15 protein-coding genes and 1 pseudogene are annotated in these 17250 nt (G+C 73.4%); 8 read left to right on the forward strand and 8 right to left on the reverse strand.

Annotation, left to right across the window (positions count from 1 at the left end; genetic code table 11):
• Positions 1–184: 184 nt before the first annotated feature.
• From ACIRPX_RS28160 to ACIRPX_RS28180, 5 genes are all read right to left on the reverse strand, one after another.
• Positions 185–391, reverse strand: coding sequence for a hypothetical protein (locus ACIRPX_RS28160; RefSeq protein WP_404200212.1), 207 nt, complete (start codon positions 389–391; stop codon positions 185–187).
• Between the two features lie 360 nt (positions 392–751).
• Positions 752–2362 (reverse strand): MFS transporter, encoded by a 1611-nt coding sequence (locus tag ACIRPX_RS28165; RefSeq protein WP_404200215.1) that lies wholly within the window; start codon positions 2360–2362, stop codon positions 752–754.
• 120 nt (positions 2363–2482) lie between these two features.
• On the reverse strand, positions 2483–3769 hold the full coding sequence (locus ACIRPX_RS28170) for a VWA-like domain-containing protein (protein WP_404200218.1): 1287 nt from the start codon (positions 3767–3769) through the stop codon (positions 2483–2485).
• Positions 3766–4992 carry an AAA family ATPase gene (locus ACIRPX_RS28175; RefSeq protein ID WP_404200221.1) on the reverse strand — a complete coding sequence of 409 codons (1227 nt, stop codon included), beginning with the start codon at positions 4990–4992 and terminating at the stop codon, positions 3766–3768. The genes ACIRPX_RS28170 and ACIRPX_RS28175 overlap by 4 nt, the downstream gene beginning before the upstream one ends.
• Before the next feature lie 52 nt (positions 4993–5044).
• The gene (locus tag ACIRPX_RS28180) at positions 5045–6469 is read right to left on the reverse strand and encodes a hypothetical protein (protein ID WP_404200224.1); all 1425 of its coding nucleotides are present in this window, start codon (positions 6467–6469) and stop codon (positions 5045–5047) included.
• A 238-nt stretch (positions 6470–6707) separates the two neighbouring features.
• Here ACIRPX_RS28180 and ACIRPX_RS28185 point away from each other — a divergent pair, with 238 nt between their 5' ends.
• The 4 genes from ACIRPX_RS28185 to ACIRPX_RS28200 all read left to right on the forward strand — a co-directional run bounded on the left by ACIRPX_RS28185 (position 6708) and on the right by ACIRPX_RS28200 (position 11102).
• A complete protein-coding gene (locus ACIRPX_RS28185) occupies positions 6708–7913 on the forward strand; it encodes a cysteine desulfurase-like protein (RefSeq protein ID WP_404200227.1) in 1206 nt (401 codons plus the stop codon).
• 53 nt (positions 7914–7966) lie between these two features.
• Positions 7967–8941, forward strand: coding sequence for a helix-turn-helix domain-containing protein (locus ACIRPX_RS28190; protein ID WP_404200230.1), 975 nt, complete (start codon positions 7967–7969; stop codon positions 8939–8941).
• 195 nt (positions 8942–9136) lie between these two features.
• Complete coding sequence (locus ACIRPX_RS28195) at positions 9137–10039, forward strand: TIGR01777 family oxidoreductase (protein ID WP_404200233.1); 903 nt, start codon at positions 9137–9139, stop codon at positions 10037–10039.
• Between the two features lie 109 nt (positions 10040–10148).
• On the forward strand, positions 10149–11102 hold the full coding sequence (locus tag ACIRPX_RS28200; protein WP_404200236.1) for a trypsin-like serine peptidase: 954 nt from the start codon (positions 10149–10151) through the stop codon (positions 11100–11102).
• A gap of 43 nt (positions 11103–11145) precedes the next feature.
• Here ACIRPX_RS28200 and ACIRPX_RS28205 read toward each other — a convergent pair.
• Positions 11146–11253 (reverse strand): annotated as a pseudogene (locus tag ACIRPX_RS28205) (SDR family oxidoreductase); the annotation flags it as partial.
• A 264-nt stretch (positions 11254–11517) separates the two neighbouring features.
• Between ACIRPX_RS28205 and ACIRPX_RS28210 the strand changes: the two are divergent.
• Positions 11518–12624 carry an NAD(P)/FAD-dependent oxidoreductase gene (locus ACIRPX_RS28210; RefSeq protein ID WP_404200451.1) on the forward strand — a complete coding sequence of 369 codons (1107 nt, stop codon included), beginning with the start codon at positions 11518–11520 and terminating at the stop codon, positions 12622–12624.
• A 40-nt stretch (positions 12625–12664) separates the two neighbouring features.
• On the opposite strand, the gene ACIRPX_RS28215 is transcribed toward ACIRPX_RS28210, so the two are convergent.
• Complete coding sequence (locus ACIRPX_RS28215; RefSeq protein WP_404200239.1) at positions 12665–13306, reverse strand: TetR family transcriptional regulator; 642 nt, start codon at positions 13304–13306, stop codon at positions 12665–12667.
• 58 nt (positions 13307–13364) lie between these two features.
• On the opposite strand from ACIRPX_RS28215, the gene ACIRPX_RS28220 reads away from it, so the two are divergent.
• The 3 genes from ACIRPX_RS28220 to ACIRPX_RS28230 all read left to right on the forward strand — a co-directional run bounded on the left by ACIRPX_RS28220 (position 13365) and on the right by ACIRPX_RS28230 (position 16679).
• On the forward strand, positions 13365–14051 hold the full coding sequence (locus ACIRPX_RS28220; protein WP_404200241.1) for a class II aldolase/adducin family protein: 687 nt from the start codon (positions 13365–13367) through the stop codon (positions 14049–14051).
• The gene (locus tag ACIRPX_RS28225) at positions 14048–14986 is read left to right on the forward strand and encodes a carbohydrate kinase family protein (protein WP_404200244.1); all 939 of its coding nucleotides are present in this window, start codon (positions 14048–14050) and stop codon (positions 14984–14986) included. Before ACIRPX_RS28220 ends, ACIRPX_RS28225 begins: the two co-directional genes overlap by 4 nt.
• Before the next feature lie 133 nt (positions 14987–15119).
• Complete coding sequence (locus ACIRPX_RS28230) at positions 15120–16679, forward strand: MFS transporter (RefSeq protein ID WP_404200246.1); 1560 nt, start codon at positions 15120–15122, stop codon at positions 16677–16679.
• 59 nt (positions 16680–16738) lie between these two features.
• On the opposite strand, the gene ACIRPX_RS28235 is transcribed toward ACIRPX_RS28230, so the two are convergent.
• On the reverse strand, positions 16739–17137 hold the full coding sequence (locus ACIRPX_RS28235) for a VOC family protein (protein WP_404200249.1): 399 nt from the start codon (positions 17135–17137) through the stop codon (positions 16739–16741).
• Between the last annotated feature and the right edge of the window lie 113 nt (positions 17138–17250).

Raw genomic sequence — 17250 nt, forward strand, 5'->3', positions numbered from 1 at the left:
CCCGCCCCCCTTGACGCCGGCCGTGAAACGGCGGTCGTCAATCCCTGTGCAGGCCGACGTGGTTGAGCCTACGGGGCGGGGGTGCGGGGAACCGAAGGATCCGGCCGTGCGCGGGGCGGTCCGGCACCGCCCCTTCCGCGGGGGGCGGGCCGCACGGGTGGGTCCGTCCGTCCCTAGGGGAGTCTCACCGGCGCGGAGACCGCTGGGGTCCCGCCGCCTGCTGATCGTGGCGAGGCCCCGGCGCGACCGGGTCGTGGTGGACCGCGGGCTGCGGCGCCTGGTACTGCATCTGGGCCGCCGCCACGCGTGCCTCCGCCACGACGTCACCGCGTTCGCGGAGCAGGCTCTCGTAGACCGGCAGGTGATCGTTTCCGGGTGTTTCGGCTGTCACTGTCTCAGGTCCTCAATCATGTCGCGCGGGCGAATCCCGAAAATATTGTCAGACACGGCCGAGTCGCGCCGAGATGCCATGACCGACCGCGAGATAAATCACGGCCGCAGTCCGAAATCGAGGAGAATGCGAAGGCTTTCTGTGCCCATGGTGAGAATGTCCTGTGACCACCGGGCCGGTCCGTTCGCCACGGAGTGCACGCATGCGGCGAAGATGTCGTCCCGGTCGGCAGGCGGAAGGCGATCCACAGGCCCAGGAAGCGGATGGGTGGGTGGCGTCACCGGTTTCCCGGGCGTCCCCGAGATGGTCACCGGTTCTGTAAATCGCTCGAATTCCGGTGCGGAATTCGGCGGCTGCCGTTCAGGCGGCCGTGGCCTGTTCCCGCGCCTCCTCGTCGATGCCCACGGTGGCGTCCTCGGCGCCCTTCCCGCGCAGCGCGACCACGCTCAGCAGACAGCAGGCCAGGGCGGCGGCGCCGCAGACCACGTAGCCGATCGCGTAGCCGTTGCCGAGTGCCTCCAGGGCGATGGGGACCGCGCCGCCGGGCGGGGACGACGGCGGGACCGAGTTGGCGGCGAGCGGACCGCCCTCCGCCGCGACCTGGCCCGCGGCCGCCTTGGCCTCGGCCGACAGCCCGGAGGCGGACAGCTTCGACGTGAACTCGTCCGCCGCCCGGCTCAGTGCGATCGCGCCGATGACCGCCGGGCCGAGCGTGAAGCCGAAGTCGCGCAGCAGGCTGGTGGAGGCGCTGGCCATGCCCGCGTAGTGGACCTCCACCGTGTTCACGGCGGTGGCCGTGATCGAGGAGACCGTGAGCGCGAAGCCGAGGCCGACCAGGCCGATCGGGAGGATGAGCGAGGTCAGGGCGCGGTCGTGGACGGAGAGGGTGGCGGCGAGGAAGTCGCCGGCCGCCATCAGGCCCAGACCGGTACCGAGGACCCACCGGGGGCTGACCCTCTCCAGCAGCCGGGAGATCAACGGCATCAGCAGCAGTGTCCAGGCGTTGAGCAGGATGAAGGCGAACGAGCCGCGCAGCGGGCTCTGATGCTGGACCGGGCCCAGCCGGATGCTGGTCGCGTAGGCGGTGCCCAGGTAGCTGAACATGCCGACCACCGCGACGAACGACGCCACCGCGAACGCCCGGTTCCTGAACAGGTCGAGCCGCAGCAGCGGCGAGGCGGCCCGGTGCTCGGCCACGACGAACAGGCCGATGAAGACCGCGGCGACGGCGTAGGCGATCACCACCGGCGTCGCGGTCCAGCCGTCCGCCGGGCCCTGGATGACCGCGTAGAGCAGGGCGAACATGCCGACGCCGACCGTGATCTGACCGGCCAGGTCGAGTGAACGCCCCTGTGGGGCACTTGAGTTGTGTGCCAGCAGCTGACTGAGCACGGTGCTGACCAGGGCCAGGCCCGTGACCACGACGAAGGCCCAGCGCCAGGAGCCGTAGGTGCCGGTGACGCCGCCCAGCACCGGGGCCACGAAGCCGCCGCTGGACAGGGCCGCGGCCCAGATCGTGATGGTGCGGGCGCGGTCCTTGGCCGAGTGCGTGCCCGCGGCGATCATCGCGAGCGAGGTCGGGAACAGCGCCGCCGCACCCAGGCCCGCGATGGCCTGGCCCACCCAGAGCGTGTGGATGCCGGTCGCGGCGGCCGCGAGCGCCTCACCGACCACGAGCAGCCCGCCGCCGCCGACCAGCAGGCGTTTGCGGCCGAAGAGGTCGCCGAGGACACCGAAGGTCAGCTCCAGGACGGACACCGGCAGCAGGAACGCGTCCGAGATCCAGGTCAGCTGCGAGCCGACGGGGTGCAGGTCCTCCTGGAAGAGCCCGTTGAGGGTGGCCGGCATGGCCAGCGCGATCTGCGCGAGGCAGACCGCGAAGCAGCCGGCCACCAGCGTGCCGACGGGCAGGCCGCCGGGCGGCGGGCCGACAGCGGTGGAATCCGGTTGGGTGCGCGCTTCGGTGGACACGTGGGCTCCCCTTTGAGCGGTTTTACGGGGGTGTGACGGCGCCGGGAATCGCTGCGAATGTAGGGCAGTATTTCGGCGGCAGTCAATGACTTGCCCAACATTGGGGCGGCCGCGGCACGCCTAGCCGATCCCGACCACCCGTGCCCAGGCGGGCGGCGCATCCGGGACGTAGTCCGGGTCGTCCTCGTTCCAGCCCGGCTGCCGGGGGAACAGGCCCACCACCGTCCGGCACGCCGGCCGCGCGGCCGGCCACGGGGTCTGCCCGTCGGTGAGCACCACGATCACTTCGGGGCGGGTGCGCAGTGCCTTCGCGAAACCCGTCCGCAGATCCGTGCCGCCACCGCCCGTCAGCGGTATCCCCTCGGCCCGGCACAGCGGGTGCGCGACGCGGGCCGCCGCGTCGCACGGCACCACCGTGACCAAATCGCGGCGGCCGCCCACCGCACGGGAGATCGCGGCGACCTCCAGCAGCGCACTGCCCAGTTCGGCGTCGCTGACCGACCCGGACGTGTCGATGACCACCGACACCCGCGGCGGCCTGCGCCGCAGACTCGGCAGGACGACACCGGGCAGACCGGCCGCGCGCCGCGAGGGCCGGTCGTAGCCGTAGTCCTCGCCCGCGCCGGGAGCGGAGACCGCCGAGCGGACCGCCGCCCCGAGCAACTCCCGCCAGGGCTGCGGCGGATGGAACGCCTCCTCCGCCCACCGCCGCCAGCCCCGCGGCGCGTCCCCCGGCCGGCCCTTGAGCCCCTGCGCCACCCGGAACCGCACCCCGTCCTGCTCCTGCCGGGACAGACCGTGCGCGCCGTCCGGGCCGAGATCCCAGCCGCGCTGCCGGCCGTCGGCGCCGCTGCCGCAGTCCAGCCAGGCCATGTCCTGCGTCCGCGCGCCGAGCGTGAACCGGCGCAGGTAGTCCTCCATCAGCTCACCCGGGGACAGCCCCAACGCCGTTGGCCCGACCGCGCCTTCGGGCCGCACCAGCCCGTCGCCGTAGATGTCGTCGTTGATCTCGCAGTCCGCGGCGATGTTCATCCGCAGCCGCTCGCCGGGGCCGCTCAGCCCGCGCTCCCGAGCCACCCGGTCGCTGCGCCCGTGATGGTCCCGCAGCAGGTGCGACACCTCGTGCACCCACACGCCCGCCAGCTCCTCCACCGGCATCCGGTCCACGAACCCCGGCGAGACGTAGCACCGCCAGTGCCGGTCGACGGCCATCGTCGGCACCTGCCGGGACTCGACGACGTGCAGGGCGAACAGCGCGGTCGCCAGGTAGGGGCGGGCCCGGGCGGCGTAGAGGCGGGCGGCGAAGAGTTTGTCCAGGTCGAGGATGCCGGGTGCGGCCGGTGCCTCGGACGTCCGAGCCTCCTCCCGTACGGTCTCCGGTCGGGCCTCCGGTCCGTCCGTGCTCATCGGCCCGTCTTCGCGGTGAGCGCGGCCCGGGCCCGGTCCGCCCGCCGGGACACCGACACCACGCCGGCCAGTCGCTCGATCGACGCGGGTACGTCCCAGTCCTCGCGGCGCAGCGAGGCGAGCGTGGTCGCGGGGACGACCACCAGGTCCGGGGCCCCGGTCTCCAGCGCACGGACCAGAAGCGCCCACGCCGCGTCCCAGCGGGACCTCTCGGGGTGGTTGCGGACGGCGGCCACCACCCCGTCGAGCACGGCCTGGCGCAGATCGCCTCGTTCGGGCAGCTCGGCCCGGGCCGGGTCGGCGAGCAGCGTCTCGGGATCGGGCAGGTCCAACCGGTCGATGCTGGTGAGGAGTTCGAGGCCGGGGCCGTCGCCCACCGTCCCGCGCACGAGCAGGGAGAGCACCTCCCGGGACGACCCGGCCGCGGTCGCGAACGCGATCAGGCGCAGTGTCATCTCCCAGCTGCGCGGGGACGGCCAGGGCCCGCCCCGGCGGGTCTCGTCGGTGGGCAGCCGGTGCACGAGCTTGGGGCGCGCGGTCAGCAGCGCACACACCGCACGGCGGGCGAACTCCACGGCCTCCGGCAGCTTTTCGGGGGAGAGGCGCGGCATCGCGGCCCGGGGCCAGGTCCCGCCGAGGCCGCGGACGACGACCTCGTGGTCGTGGGTCCAGCGCAGATGGACGAACCGGTTGGCCAGCGGCGGGCTCAGCTCCCAGCCGTCGGCCGCCGAGGACCGCGGATTGGCGGCGGCCACGATCCGCACCTCCGGCGGCAGCCGCAGAGCGCCGATCCGCCGCTCCAGCACGAGGCGCAGCAGGGCGGCCTGCACCGCGGGCGGCGCGGTCGACAGCTCGTCCAGGAACAGCAGGCCCCGCCCGGCCCGCACCAGCCGGACCGCCCAGTCCGGCGGAGCCATCGGCACGCCCTGCTCCGCCGGATCGTCCCCGACGACCGGCAGGCCCGAGAAGTCGGACGGCTCGTGCACGCTGGCGATCACCGTGGTCAGCGGCAGCTCCAGGGACTCCGCGAGCTGCGTGAGGGCCGCGGTCTTGCCGATGCCCGGCTCGCCCCACAGCAGCACGGGCAGGTCGGCGGCCACGGCCAGCGTCAGGGCCGCCAGCCGGTCGTCGGGGCGGGGTTCGGTGGCGGTGTCGCCTAGCAGGCTCAACAGCTTCGCTGCGACGTCGAGTTGGGTGGTGGGGACATGGGTGCGTGTCGGCATGCGTGATCACCTTGGGTAGGTAGGAGACGGGTGCCTTGGGGATGGCGCGAGGTCAGCGCAGCGAAGCGTGGCGCGGGTGCGCCAGATGGTCCTGGCCGCGCTGGAGGTCGCCGGGCCGCAGGCGGGCGGGCCCGCGGGCGGCGCCGATCAGACCCGCCCGGAACAGGCCGTAGGTGATGCGCCGTTGCGCGGCCGCCTCCAGCTCGTCGCGCAGCGGGCCGTCGCGCAGATGCGCGCCGGGACCGAGCAGACCCTCGACGACGGCCAGCGCCCCGGCGATGTCACCGTGGTCCAGCCGTTCGCGTACCCCGGTGAGGCAGTCCGGCCGACGATGCGCCTCGTCGATCGCGCGCAGGCAGGGCAGCGGGGTGCCGGTCAGTGCGACCAGCAGCTCCTCCCGCCGGAGTTCGGCCGGGTCGTGGTCCAGCGCCGCCAGCACGCCGTCGACCAGGCCGATCCGGTGCCGGGCGCCACGGCACTCCACCAGGCGCGGCTGACCCGGCCGTTCCGCGGAACGGGGCGCAGCGCGGGACGGCCCGCCCTCTCCCGCTCCGGTGAGAGCCGCCGCGACCAGCGGATGCAGCCGGCCGGCGTCGATCGCACCGGAGCGCAGCAACTCCAGATCGGGCGGAACCCAGGTCGCCGCGTCCGGAAGAACCGGCAGTGCGGAACCGAGCCCGTGCGGGGACCGGGCGCCGCCCGCGAGCCGTACGACGGGGGCTCGCCCCGCCGCCGGCACCTCCAGAACCAGCCGATGCCGGCTCCCGAGCCGTACGAGCACGGAACCGGCCCGGCCGCGTTGCCGCCCTTCGGCGCGCAGCAGGATGCCCGCCTCGGCGGCCCACCGGTCGAGCGCGCAGCGGTGCCCGTGCGGCACGCGTGCCAGCAACTCCTCGTCGAGTACGAGGGAGTTGGCGTTGTCCGGCCGGTCGGCGCCGGAGCGGGCCCGCAGCTCACCTGCTCTGCTCGCGTCCCACAGATGCCGGTGCAGGTCCAGCCGGAACCGCGGGCCGGGACGCGGATGCGGGTGACGGCCGGCACCCTCGAAGCCGGTTCCGTCCCACAGCGCGAGGCTGATCCGCTGCCCGCCGTCCGCCCAGGCCGGCGGCGTCCGGACGACGAGGTGCACCGGCCCTGGACCGTCCTGCCCCTCGGCGCCGTACCGGGCCAGAGCGATGGTCAGCCCCGGGCGCAGCAGTCCGTCGGGGGCGATCCTCGGCAGGTGCCAGCGCAGCAGATCGGGCGCCAACCGCCTTAGATCCGAACGCAGACGAGTCACGAGTGCCTGGCCGTGGTCGCGGGCCACGGAACGCAGGTTCAGGTCGACATCGACGCCTGCGGCGGCGCACGCCCCGGCCCAGTCGCCCACGCTGCGGCGGGCGGTCGCGGTGTCGATCATGGAGGGCGGCACGGCGAACTCGCGCACGCGCAGCCAGAAGGAGAGGCGGGAATCGCCGTTCGCGGAGGGAGTGGGCATCAGCACTCACCTTGCGCGGACGGGACCCCCAATCTGACAGCAGAGTGAGTAGTCATCGCGGGGAGCGTAACGTCCGTCCTGCCCGGACCGCCACATGTTTTTGATCAGGTCGGATTCCCGGCGCGGAAGCCTTCCCCGGGGCCGGGCCGGGGCCACCCGACCGGCCCGCACGGTTGCCACGCCCGCCGCCGATCGCGCACGATCATTGCTCCGGCCCGGCACCCACAGGAGCTCTCTCGTGACGTACGACATCACCGCCATCCGCTCCCGTTTTCCCGCTCTCGCCGCCGGAACGGCGCACTTCGACGGCCCGGGCGGCACCCAGACCCCGGACCCCGTCATCCGCGCCGTCGCAGAGGCCATGTCCCGGCCCCTGTCGAACCGCGGCCAGATCGCGCCGGGGGAGCGCAACGCGGATGCCCTCGTCACCGGCGCCCGCCGGGCCATGGCCGACCTGCTGGCAGCGGACCCGGCAGGGATCGTGTTCGGGCGCAGCGCCACCCAGCTCACCTACGACTTCTCCCGCACCCTCGCCAGGACGTGGCGGCCCGGCGACGAGGTGGTCGTCACGCGCCTGGACCACGACGCCAACATCCGCCCCTGGGTGCAGGCCGCCGAACAGGCCGGTGCGACCGTGCGCCGGGCCGACTTCGACCCCGCGACCGGGGAGCTGACCGCCGACGACATCCGTGCCGTGCTGTCGGGGCGCACCCGGCTGGTCGCCGTCACTGCGGCCTCCAACCTGATCGGTACGCGCCCCGCCGTGGCGGAGATCGCCCGCCTGGCACACGAGGCGGGAGCGCTCTGCTACGTCGACGGCGTCCACCACACCGCCCACACGCTCGTCGACCTCGAAAGCCTCGGCGCCGACTTCTTCGTCTGCTCCGCCTACAAGTTCCTCGGCCCCCACCACGGAATCCTCGCCGCCCGGCCGGAGCTGCTGGAGACCCTGCGGCCGGACAAGCTCCTGCCGTCCACCGACGTGGTCCCCGAGCGCTTCGAACTGGGCACGCTGCCCTACGAGTTCCTCGCGGGCACCGCCGCGGCGGTCGACTTCCTCGCCGGTCTCGACCCGAGCGCCACCGGCACCCGGCGGGAGCGCCTGGCCGCGGCGTTCACGGCACTCGAAGGCCACGAGGACAGCCTGCGCACCCAGATCGACAAGGGGCTGTCCGCGCTCGACGGCATCACGATCCACTCCCGGGCGGCCGACCGCACCCCCACCCTCCTGCTCACGTTCGAGGACCGCTCCACGACGGACGCGTACGCCTTCCTCGCGCAGCGCGGCGTCCACGCCCCGTCGGGTTCCTTCTACGCCCTGGAGGCATCCCGCCGTCTGGGCCTCGGCGACACCGGCGGCCTGCGCGTCGGTCTCGCGCCCTACAACGACGCGGAGGACGTCGACCGGCTCCTGGCCGGACTGGCGGAGTTCCTCACCGGCTGAGCAACGGCCACCACGTTCCCCTTCCCTCTCCGTTCGTGTGATTGACTACCGCCGTGCTGGACGAATCGTTCCTGCGGACCGTGGACCTGCCGGTGGGCGACCGGTTCGAGGCCTGGACCGAGCGCATGGGCCGCACCCACGCGCCGATGCAGCTGGCCAGTGACCGCGCGGCGGACTACCACGGTGAACAGCGCGTCCTCGGTCTCGGGGACGTGGTCGTGTGGCCGGCGACCTTCGACCACCTGGTGTTCCGGCGGACCCCCAGACTCGTCCGGCAGTCCGACCCCGAGGCGTTCCACCTCTCCCTGCTGCGTCAGGGAGAGGGGGCGGCATGCTGGGGCAGACAGCAGATCGCGTACCGCACCGACGACTTCCACACCAACAGCTCCTCACGTTCGTACGAGATCTCCACCGGCCCCGACCCGGTCACCATGATCGGGATCGAACTGCCGCGTGCCCTGGTGGCGCTGCCCGCGCAGCGCGCGGACCGGGTGATCGGGAGCCGGGTGTCGGGCCGTGCGGGCGTCGGTGCGCTGCTCGCGCAGTTCCTGATCCAGCTGGTCTCGGACACCGCGTCCTACCAGCCCTCGGACGGGCCCCGCCTGGGCACCGTCGTCGCCGATCTGGTGACCGCCGTCTTCGCGCAGGCCCTGGACGCCGAGCGGCAGCTGCCGCCCGAGACGCGCGCCCGCACCCTGACCCTGCGCGTCAAGGCGTTCATCCGCCGCCACCTCGGCGACCCGGAGCTGACCCCCGCCCGGATCGCGGCCGCGCACCACATCTCCCGCAGCTACCTCTACCGCCTCTTCCAGGCCGAGGGCACCACCGTCGGCGCCTACGTCCGCGAGCAGCGGATGAAGAACGCCTGCCGCGACCTCGCCGACCCGGCCCTGCGCACGATGCCGATCCACGCCGTCGGCGCCCGGTGGGGCTTCCCGCGTGCCGCGGAGTTCACGCGTGCCTTCCGTACCGCACGGGGCGTCCCGCCGAGCGAGTACCGCGAACGGTGTGGACTCCTCGCCAAGTAACGGTGGACCGTACGCCAACGACACAAAGGTGACCTGCTGTGCATCCTGGTGATCGCCACGCGGGGAAGTAGGAGCGGACCGTGCGGGGCCAGGACCGCCGGGGAGTCCTGGCCCCGCCGCCGCGTCAGAGCCGGTCGTCGCGTGAACAGCCGTACGCATCGACCGCTTCCCGCGTCCGGATCGAGGCCGGTTGCCATGCACGTCGTGATCAGTGGTTCCTCAGGGTTGATCGGCGGCGCGCTCGCCGCGTCGCTGCTCGCCGACGGTCACCGGGTGACCCGGCTGGTGCGGCGGGCACCGCGGGCGCGGGCCGACGGAAGCGTCGAGTCGGTGTGGGACCCGCGCGCGGGCACGGCGGATCCGGATGTGCTCGACGGGGCGGACGCGGTGGTCGGCCTGGCCGGGGCGGGGGTCGGCGACCGCCGGTGGACCGCCGCGTACAAGCGGGAGATCCGGGAGAGCCGGGTGCACGGCACCAAAGCCCTCGCCGCGGCGATCGGGGCCTGCGAGAAGCCGCCGGCGGTGTTCGTGTCGGGGTCGGCCGTCGGGTACTACGGCGAGACCGGGACGGACGAGGTGGACGAGTCGGCCGGTGCCGGGGACGACTTCCTGGCCGGTGTCTGCCGGGAGTGGGAAGCCGCCGCCGAGGACGCGCGGGCGGCCGGCACACGCGTCGTCACGCCCCGCTTCGGGATCGTCGTCTCGGCCGAGGGCGGCGCTATGGGCCGCCTGCTGCCGCTCGCCCGCGCGGGGCTCGGCGCGCGCCTCGGCAGCGGCCAGCAGTACTGGAGCTACATCTCCCTCCCCGACACGGTCCGCGCCCTGCGCCACCTCATCGGCACCGAGTCCGTCGGCGGCCCGGTCAACCTGACCACCCCCCACCCGTCGACCAACCGTGACATCACCACCACCGTCGGTGAGATCCTGCACCGCCCCACGCTGCCCGCCGTCCCCGCCTTCGCCGTCCGGCTCGCGCTCGGCGAGTTCGCGGACGGCATCCTGATGAGCCAGCGCGTGCTGCCCACCCGCCTGCTGGAGTCCGGCTTCGGCTTCCGGCACCCGACCTTCGAGGCCGCGCTGCGGGCGGCGCTCGGCTGACCGGCGGCGTGGTGGTGTGCGGTGCAGGGGTGAAGCCGGCTCCGAAGGGGCAGCACCGAGGTAGCGGAATCTCGATCATGCCCATGTGTCCTTCCGAAGGGGATCGACAGTGCGAAGAAGCAGAGTCCTCCCGCACGCCGCCGTCCTCGCGGCCGCCCTCATGCTGGGAACGGGCCTCGCACCGGCCGCCCGCGCCCAGACACCGGCCGCCGGCCGTTCGGTCGCACCCGCGCTCGACACGTACTGGACGGCGGCCCGGATGACGGCCGCGCTGCCCTTCGACGCGGACCGGGAGGGCGAGGCACGGCCCACGGCGGACGGGCCCCGGCCCGGCGAGCACATCCCGCCGAGCCACGGCTTCGACGGCATCCCGCAGGCCGGCACGTTCTTCTGGACCGACGCCACCGGCACGGGTCGCACCTGCAGCGGCTCCGTGGTGCGCAGCCCCGGCCGCGACCTGGTGCTCAGCGCGGGGCACTGCCTCAAGGGGTACTCCGGCACCTCTCCCAGGCGCCACCTGGGCTTCGTGCCGCAGTATCACGACGGCCTGAAGCCGTTCGGCATCTTCCCGGTGAAGGACGACGGGGTCTACGTCGCGCAGGAGTACTACGACCTCGGTGAGCACGCGGGAGCGGCCTACGACGTCGGCTTCGCGGTCACCGGGCCCGACGAGGACGGCAGGCGACTGGAGGACAGGACGGGCGGGGTCCGCCTCCTCACCGACACCGGGTACGGCCACCTCCCGGTCCGGATGATCGGATATCCCGCCAACGCGGCGAAGCCGCTGGAGTGCTGGAGCCGGACCACCGAGTGGCCCAGCGACGACCCGGCCGATCCGGGCACCTTCCTGCGCATCGCCTGCGACGCCTTCGTGGGCGGCACGAGCGGCGGGCCCATGCTGGTGCCGCGGCCGGGCGGCTGGGCGGTGATCGGGATCATCGGCGGCTACCACACCGGCGGTGACACCCCCCAGGTGTCGTACAGCGCCTACTTCAGCACCGCCACCCGGGCCCTCTACCGTGCCGCGGTCACCGGCGCGCCGCCCGCGGGCCCCGCCGCCTGACACGCCCCGGACGACCGCGGGCCCGGCCGCCGCGTGCCGGCGCTCAGGCCCGGATACCGCCGTCCACGCCGAGCACCGTGCCGTGGACGAAGGAGGCGCGGTCCGAAAGGAGCCGGGTGGCGGCCTCCGCGATCTCCGACGGGCCGGCGGCGGTGGTCGGCACGCAGCGGATGGACGTGCCGGGCCGAACCGGCGGAGCCGAAGGCGCCGGCCGACACGGCGGAAAGCGGGGCGGCGGAGAGCGAGATCTCCGGCGTAGGGTCACCGAGCCACTCATTCACCGCGCAGGCGCGCCCCGGGCCGCAACCGTCCGGCTCCGGCGCCGGCCTTCGGAAGGGACGGCCTCTTGTCCTCCTCATCCACCTTCCGCTCCGTACCGGCGACCGCGGACGTCGTGGTCATCGGCGGTGGCGTGATGGGTGCCAGCGCCGCGTTCCACCTTGCCGAGGCGGGGGTGAGCGACGTCGTCGTGGTCGAGCGCGGCGAACTCGCCTGCGGCAGCTCGGGCAAGCCGATCGGCGGGGTCCGCGCGCAGTTCTCCGACCCGCTCAACATCGAGCTGGGCAGCCGCAGTCTGCGCGCCTACGCGAACTTCCCGCACCGCCCCGGCGCCGACATCCGCCTCGACACCGTCGGCTACCTCTTCCTGCTGACCACCGAGCGGCAGGTCACGGAGTTCGAGGCCGGCGTCAGGACCCAGAACGCACTGGGCGTCCCCACCCGCATGATCTCCCCGGAGGAGGCCCACCGGCTGTGCCCCTATGCCGGCACCGACGGCCTGGTGGCCGCCGCCTACTCGCCGGAGGACGGGCACGCCCGCCCACGCCTGGTCGTCCAGGGCTACGCCGACGCCGCCGCCCGGGCCGGGGTCACCTTCGCCACGCACACCACCGTCACCGGCCTCGACACCGCCGGTGACCGCGTCACCGCCGTGCACACCGACCGCGGCCGGATCGGCTGCGCCACCGTCGTCTGCACCGCGGGCGCCTGGTCGGCGCAGATCGGCGACATGGCCGACCTCCACCTCCCGGTCCGGCCGGTACGGCGCCAACTCGCCTTCACCGAACCGCTGGTGCCCCCGGCACCCCGCATCCCCTTCACCATCGACTTCGCCTCGACCGCCTACTTCCACAACAGCGACGACGGCCTGCTGTTCGGCCTCGCCGACCCCCGGGAGCCCGACGGCTTCGACACGACCTGGACCCCCGAGTGGCTGGAGCTGTTCCGGGACGCGGTACGTCAACGGGCCCCGCGACTGGCCGGGATGAGGACCGTCGACGGCTGGGCCGGCCTCTACGAGGTCACCCCCGACCACAACGCCCTCATCGGCCGCTCCGGCGAACTCGTCAACTTCCTCTACGCCACCGGGTTCTCCGGCCACGGCTTCCTCCAGGGCCCCGCCGTCGGCGAGATCCTGCGCGATCTGCACCTGGAGCGCGAGCCCTTCACCGACATCTCCCCACTCAGCGCCGACCGCTTCCGCTCCGGCGCCGGGACCCGCCCCGAGGCCCACGTGGTGTGAACCGGCCTCCCTCAGCCCCCGTCGAGGATCCAGAGCGGCCTCACGCGCGCTCCGCGATCGCCGTCAAGTACCCCCGCAGCATCACCTTCGCCTCGTCCAGGAGACCCGCGTCGCCCGCCGCGTCGCGCCGGAAGGCCTCCTGGGCGAGGGCGTCCGCGGCCAGGACCGCCGCGAGGCAGGAGCGGGCGAGCCGCTCGTCGTCGCGGGTGAGGCCGAGGGCGAGGAGGACGCGGCGAAGGCCGTCGGCCATGCGGCGCTTGTGCGCGCGGTCCGCGGCCCGGGTCCGCTCGGTCGGCCCGCTGCCGAACCACAGTGCGCGGAAGCCGTGTTCGGCGCGGTAGATCGCGGCGAACTCGTCCACCAGCACGCCGACCGGATCCGCCCGGAGCCCGGCGGACGCGGCGTCCGCGGACGCCACGTCCGCGAACGCGTCCATGGCGGCTTCGAGGCCCGCGAAGTATCCCGCCGCGAGCGCGTCGATGATCGCCTCGCGATCGGGCAGGTACTGGTACAGGGAGCCGACCGAGACCTTCGCCTCCGCGGCGACGCGGGTCGTGGTGAGCGCCTCGACGCCCTCCGCGACAAGGACCCGCTCGGCGGCCGTCAGGACTCGCGCCAACCGGGCCTTGCTGCGGGCCTGTTGAGGGGTGCGGCGCAGCGGTGCGGTGGTCGGCTCGCGCACGAAGCAACCTCCGAATCCGAACGTGACTTTGTTTCACCTTTGGGTTAGGTTCCCGCACATGACCGACTCAAGCGCGGTGCTGGGTCAGGAGCGGGCCGCCGTCGCCGACGCCTGCCGCCGACTGGGCGCCGAGGGCCTGCTCATCGGCACGGCCGGGAACGTCAGCGTGCGCGTGGGCGAGCGGGTCGCCGTCAGCGCGACCGGGGCGGTGCTCGCCCGGCTCACCCCGGACCAGGTCACCGTGGTCAACCTCGACGGCACGCTCGTGGACGGAAGCCTGGAGCCCACCTCCGAACTGGACCTCCACCTCGGCGTCTACCGGCGCTACGGCACCTGCGCGGTCGTCCACACCCACGCCCCGATGGCCACCGCGCTCTCCTGCGTCCTGGACGAACTGCCCTGCATCCACTACCAGTTGCTCGCCCTGGGCGGTACCGTCCGGGTCGCACCGTACGCCACCTTCGGCACCCCCGAACTGGCCGAGTCCGTGCTCGCCGCGCTGGAGGGACGCGCCGCGGCGCTGATGGCGAACCACGGAGCGGTCACCCACGCCCCGACCCTGGACCAGGCCGTCGAGCACGCCCTGCTCCTGGAGTGGGCCTGCGGCGTCCACCAGCGCGCCGCCGCCTTCGGCCCGCCCCGGGTCCTCGACGAGACCCGGCAACGCGCGGTCGTCGAGGCCGCGATCGCCCGCCACTACGGCACCACCCACCCCGTACCACCCGCGCAGGAGGGAACCCGATGAAGGCGCAGAAGGTCGTCACGATGGGCGTGCACGTACTGGACGTGCTGGTACGGCCGGTGGAGGAGATACCCGAGGGCCAGGGCGCCACCCTCGTGGACGACATCAGGATGACCGCCGCCGGAACGGCCGCCGGCACCGCGCTCACCCTCGCCAAACTCGGCGCCTCGGTGCGCACCGCGGGCGCGATCGGCACCGATCCGACCGGCGACCTGCTCCTCCAGCTCCTCGACCGGGCGGGCGTGGACACCGAGTTGGTCGTCCGCCGCGTCGGCACCTCCACCTCGGCGACCGTCCTGCCCGTCCGCCCCAACGGCGACCGCCCCACCCTCCACCTGCTGGGCGCCAACGTCACCTACGGCCTCGACGACGTGCCCTGGGACGCCGTCGCCGAGTCCACGCATCTCCACCTCGGCGGCCCCGAACTCATCGGCGCCGACGTCGCCGCGCGCATCCTGGCGCACGCCAAGGAGCACGACGTGGTCACCTCCGTCGACCTGCTCGCCCCCGGCGCACTCGGCACCTACGACCAGATCGAGCCGCTGCTGCCGTACGTCGACTTCCTGCTGCCCAACGACGACCAGGTCCACGGCTTCAGCGAGGAGGAGGACCTCGTCACCGGCGCCAGGAAGTTCCTGGCCGCGGGGGCCGGCCTCGTCGCCGTCACCCGGGGCGGCGACGGCGCGCTCCTGGTCACGGCGGACGGCACCGAGACCGTTCCCGCCTTCGACGTGGAGGTCGTCGACACCACCGGCTGCGGCGACGCCTTCTCGGCCGGCTTCCTGCGCGGTCTCAGCCTCGGCCGCACCCCGCGCGAGGCCGCGGTCCTGGGCTGCGCGGCGGCGGCGCTGGTGGCGCAGGGCCTCGGCAGCGACCACGGTGACTTCGACCTGCCCGAGGCCGACGAGTTCGCGATGACCCACAAGACGCGCACCTGACCGGGGCACGACCGTGGTCCGCCGCGCCGCCGCGCGCGGATTCCGCGGTCGAGCGGTGGCCGAGTGGTGACGGTCACGGGGGGAGCGTACGGTCGGACAGTGGACGTGACCGTTCACTGAGAGTTCACGCACCATGAGCAGCAGCCCCCGGCCCAGCCCCGCAGCACAGGCCGCCTCCCGTGAACCGGGCGGCGGCGGAAACGGCGTGGCGCTGCTGGTCATCGCCTCGTGCCAGCTGATGGTGGTCCTCGACATCACCATCGTGAACATCGCCCTGCCGCACATCCAGAGCGCCCTGGACTTCTCGACCACGAGCCTGTCCTGGGTGGTCAACGCCTACACCCTCACCTTCGGCGGCCTGCTGCTCCTCGGCGGACGCACCGGCGACATCCTGGGCCGGCGGCGGATGTTCGTCTTCGGCGTACTGCTCTTCGCCCTGGCCTCCCTGCTGGGCGGCTTCGCGCAGAGCTCCGGCCAACTCCTGGCCGCGCGGGCCCTGCAGGGGGTGGGCGGCGCCATCGCCTCCCCGACGTCACTCGCCCTGATCAGCACGACCTTCCGCGAAGGCCCGGAACGCAACCGGGCGTTCGGCGTCTTCGCCGCGGTCTCCTCCGGCGGCGGCGCCATCGGGCTGCTCGCCGGCGGAATGATCGTCGAGTGGCTGAACTGGCGCTGGGTGCTCTTCGTCAACGTGCCCATCGGCGTGCTGATCGCCCTGGCCGCGCCCCGCTTCATCAAGGAGTCCGAACGCCACGAGGGCCACTTCGACATCGCCGGCGCGCTGACCTCCACCGTGGGCATGGTGCTGCTGGTCTACGGGTTCATCAGAGCCGCGCAGGAGGGCTGGCGGGACGGCCTCACGCTCACCTCGTTCGCCGCGGCGGCCGTCGTGCTGGCCGGGTTCGTCCTGATCGAGCGGCGCTCCCGGCAGCCCATCACCCCGCTGCACATGTTCGCCGACCGCAACCGCGCGGGCACGTACGGGATCATGCTGAGCCTCGCCGCTGCGATCTTCGGCATGTTCTTCTTCCTCACACTCTTCGTGCAGGACGTGCTCGGCTTCAGCCCCCTGGCGGCGGGGCTGGCCTTCCTGCCGGTCAGCGCGGTGATCGCGGTCGGCGCCGCGCTCGCCTCGAAGTTCCTGCCCAGGTTCGGTCCCAAGCCCTTCATGGTGGTCGGCGCCGTCCTCGCCGCGGGGGGCCTGGCCTGGCTCACCCTGACCGACGTCGACTCCACCTACGCCGGCAGCATCCTCGGGCCGATCCTCGTCTTCGGCCTCGGCATGGGCATGCAGTTCGTCTCGCTCACGCTCATGGCGCTCTCCAACGTCTCCGTCCAGGAGACCGGCGCCGCCTCCGGACTCCTCAACGCCACGCAGCAGGTGGGTGGTTCGCTGGGCCTGTCCATCCTGGTCACCATGTTCGGCACGGCCAGCACGAACGAGGCGCACCAGCAGATCCCCCGCTTCCTGGCCCAGGCGACCCCGGCCGAGCGTCTCCGCTTCCGCCGCACCGGCCGGCTCCCCTCGCCCTACTCCGACCACGTCCTGACGGCCGGCGTCTCGGCCGCCTTCGTCACGGCCGCGATCTTCGCCGTGATCGCCGCCCTGATCGCGGTGGTGGCGATCCAGGTCCGGCCGTCGGACCTGGAGCGGCTGCAGGGCGGGACGGGGCCAGGGACCGGACAGGGCTGAGCCCCGCACTCTCCCGGCTCCCGTGCACGGCTCCCGTGCGGGCGGCCCGGGGCCCGGTGTCAGCGCGCGAACTTCTCCTTGGCCGCCGGAGTGACGGGGGTGAAGAAGTTGACGAGATGGCCGTCGGGGTCGCGGAACAGGAGCGACCGGTTGCCCCAGGGCATCGTGGTCGGCTCGGCGACGAAGTCCGTGACGAAACCGGTCAGGTCCCGGTGGACGCGGTCCACGTCGTCGACGAGGAACTCGGTGATCACGCTGTGGTTGTCCGCCGGGCGGGCGGAGTCCGGGGCGAACAGCGGGACGGTGCGGGTGCCGGCGATCGCCAGGGTGGCGGTCGCGGTCCTGAGCTCGGCGAAGTCCTCGGTGGCCCAGGCCGCCCGGGCACCCGTGGCGCGCTCGTAGAAGGCGACGAGGCGTGCCACGTCGCCGGTGATGATGCGGATCGAGACGAAGTCCATGGGAATCTCCTCGGCTGGGCCGGCCCGCGCCGGCCTGTACGGAAGGCGTGCACGTCGCAGGCTAGGGAAGATAGAGGACAGAATCGGTCCGGTATCGGGATTAGGCTGCGCGT

It is taken from the genome of Streptomyces sp. NPDC101225 (assembly GCF_044767585.1).
Classification (GTDB): domain Bacteria; phylum Actinomycetota; class Actinomycetes; order Streptomycetales; family Streptomycetaceae; genus Streptomyces.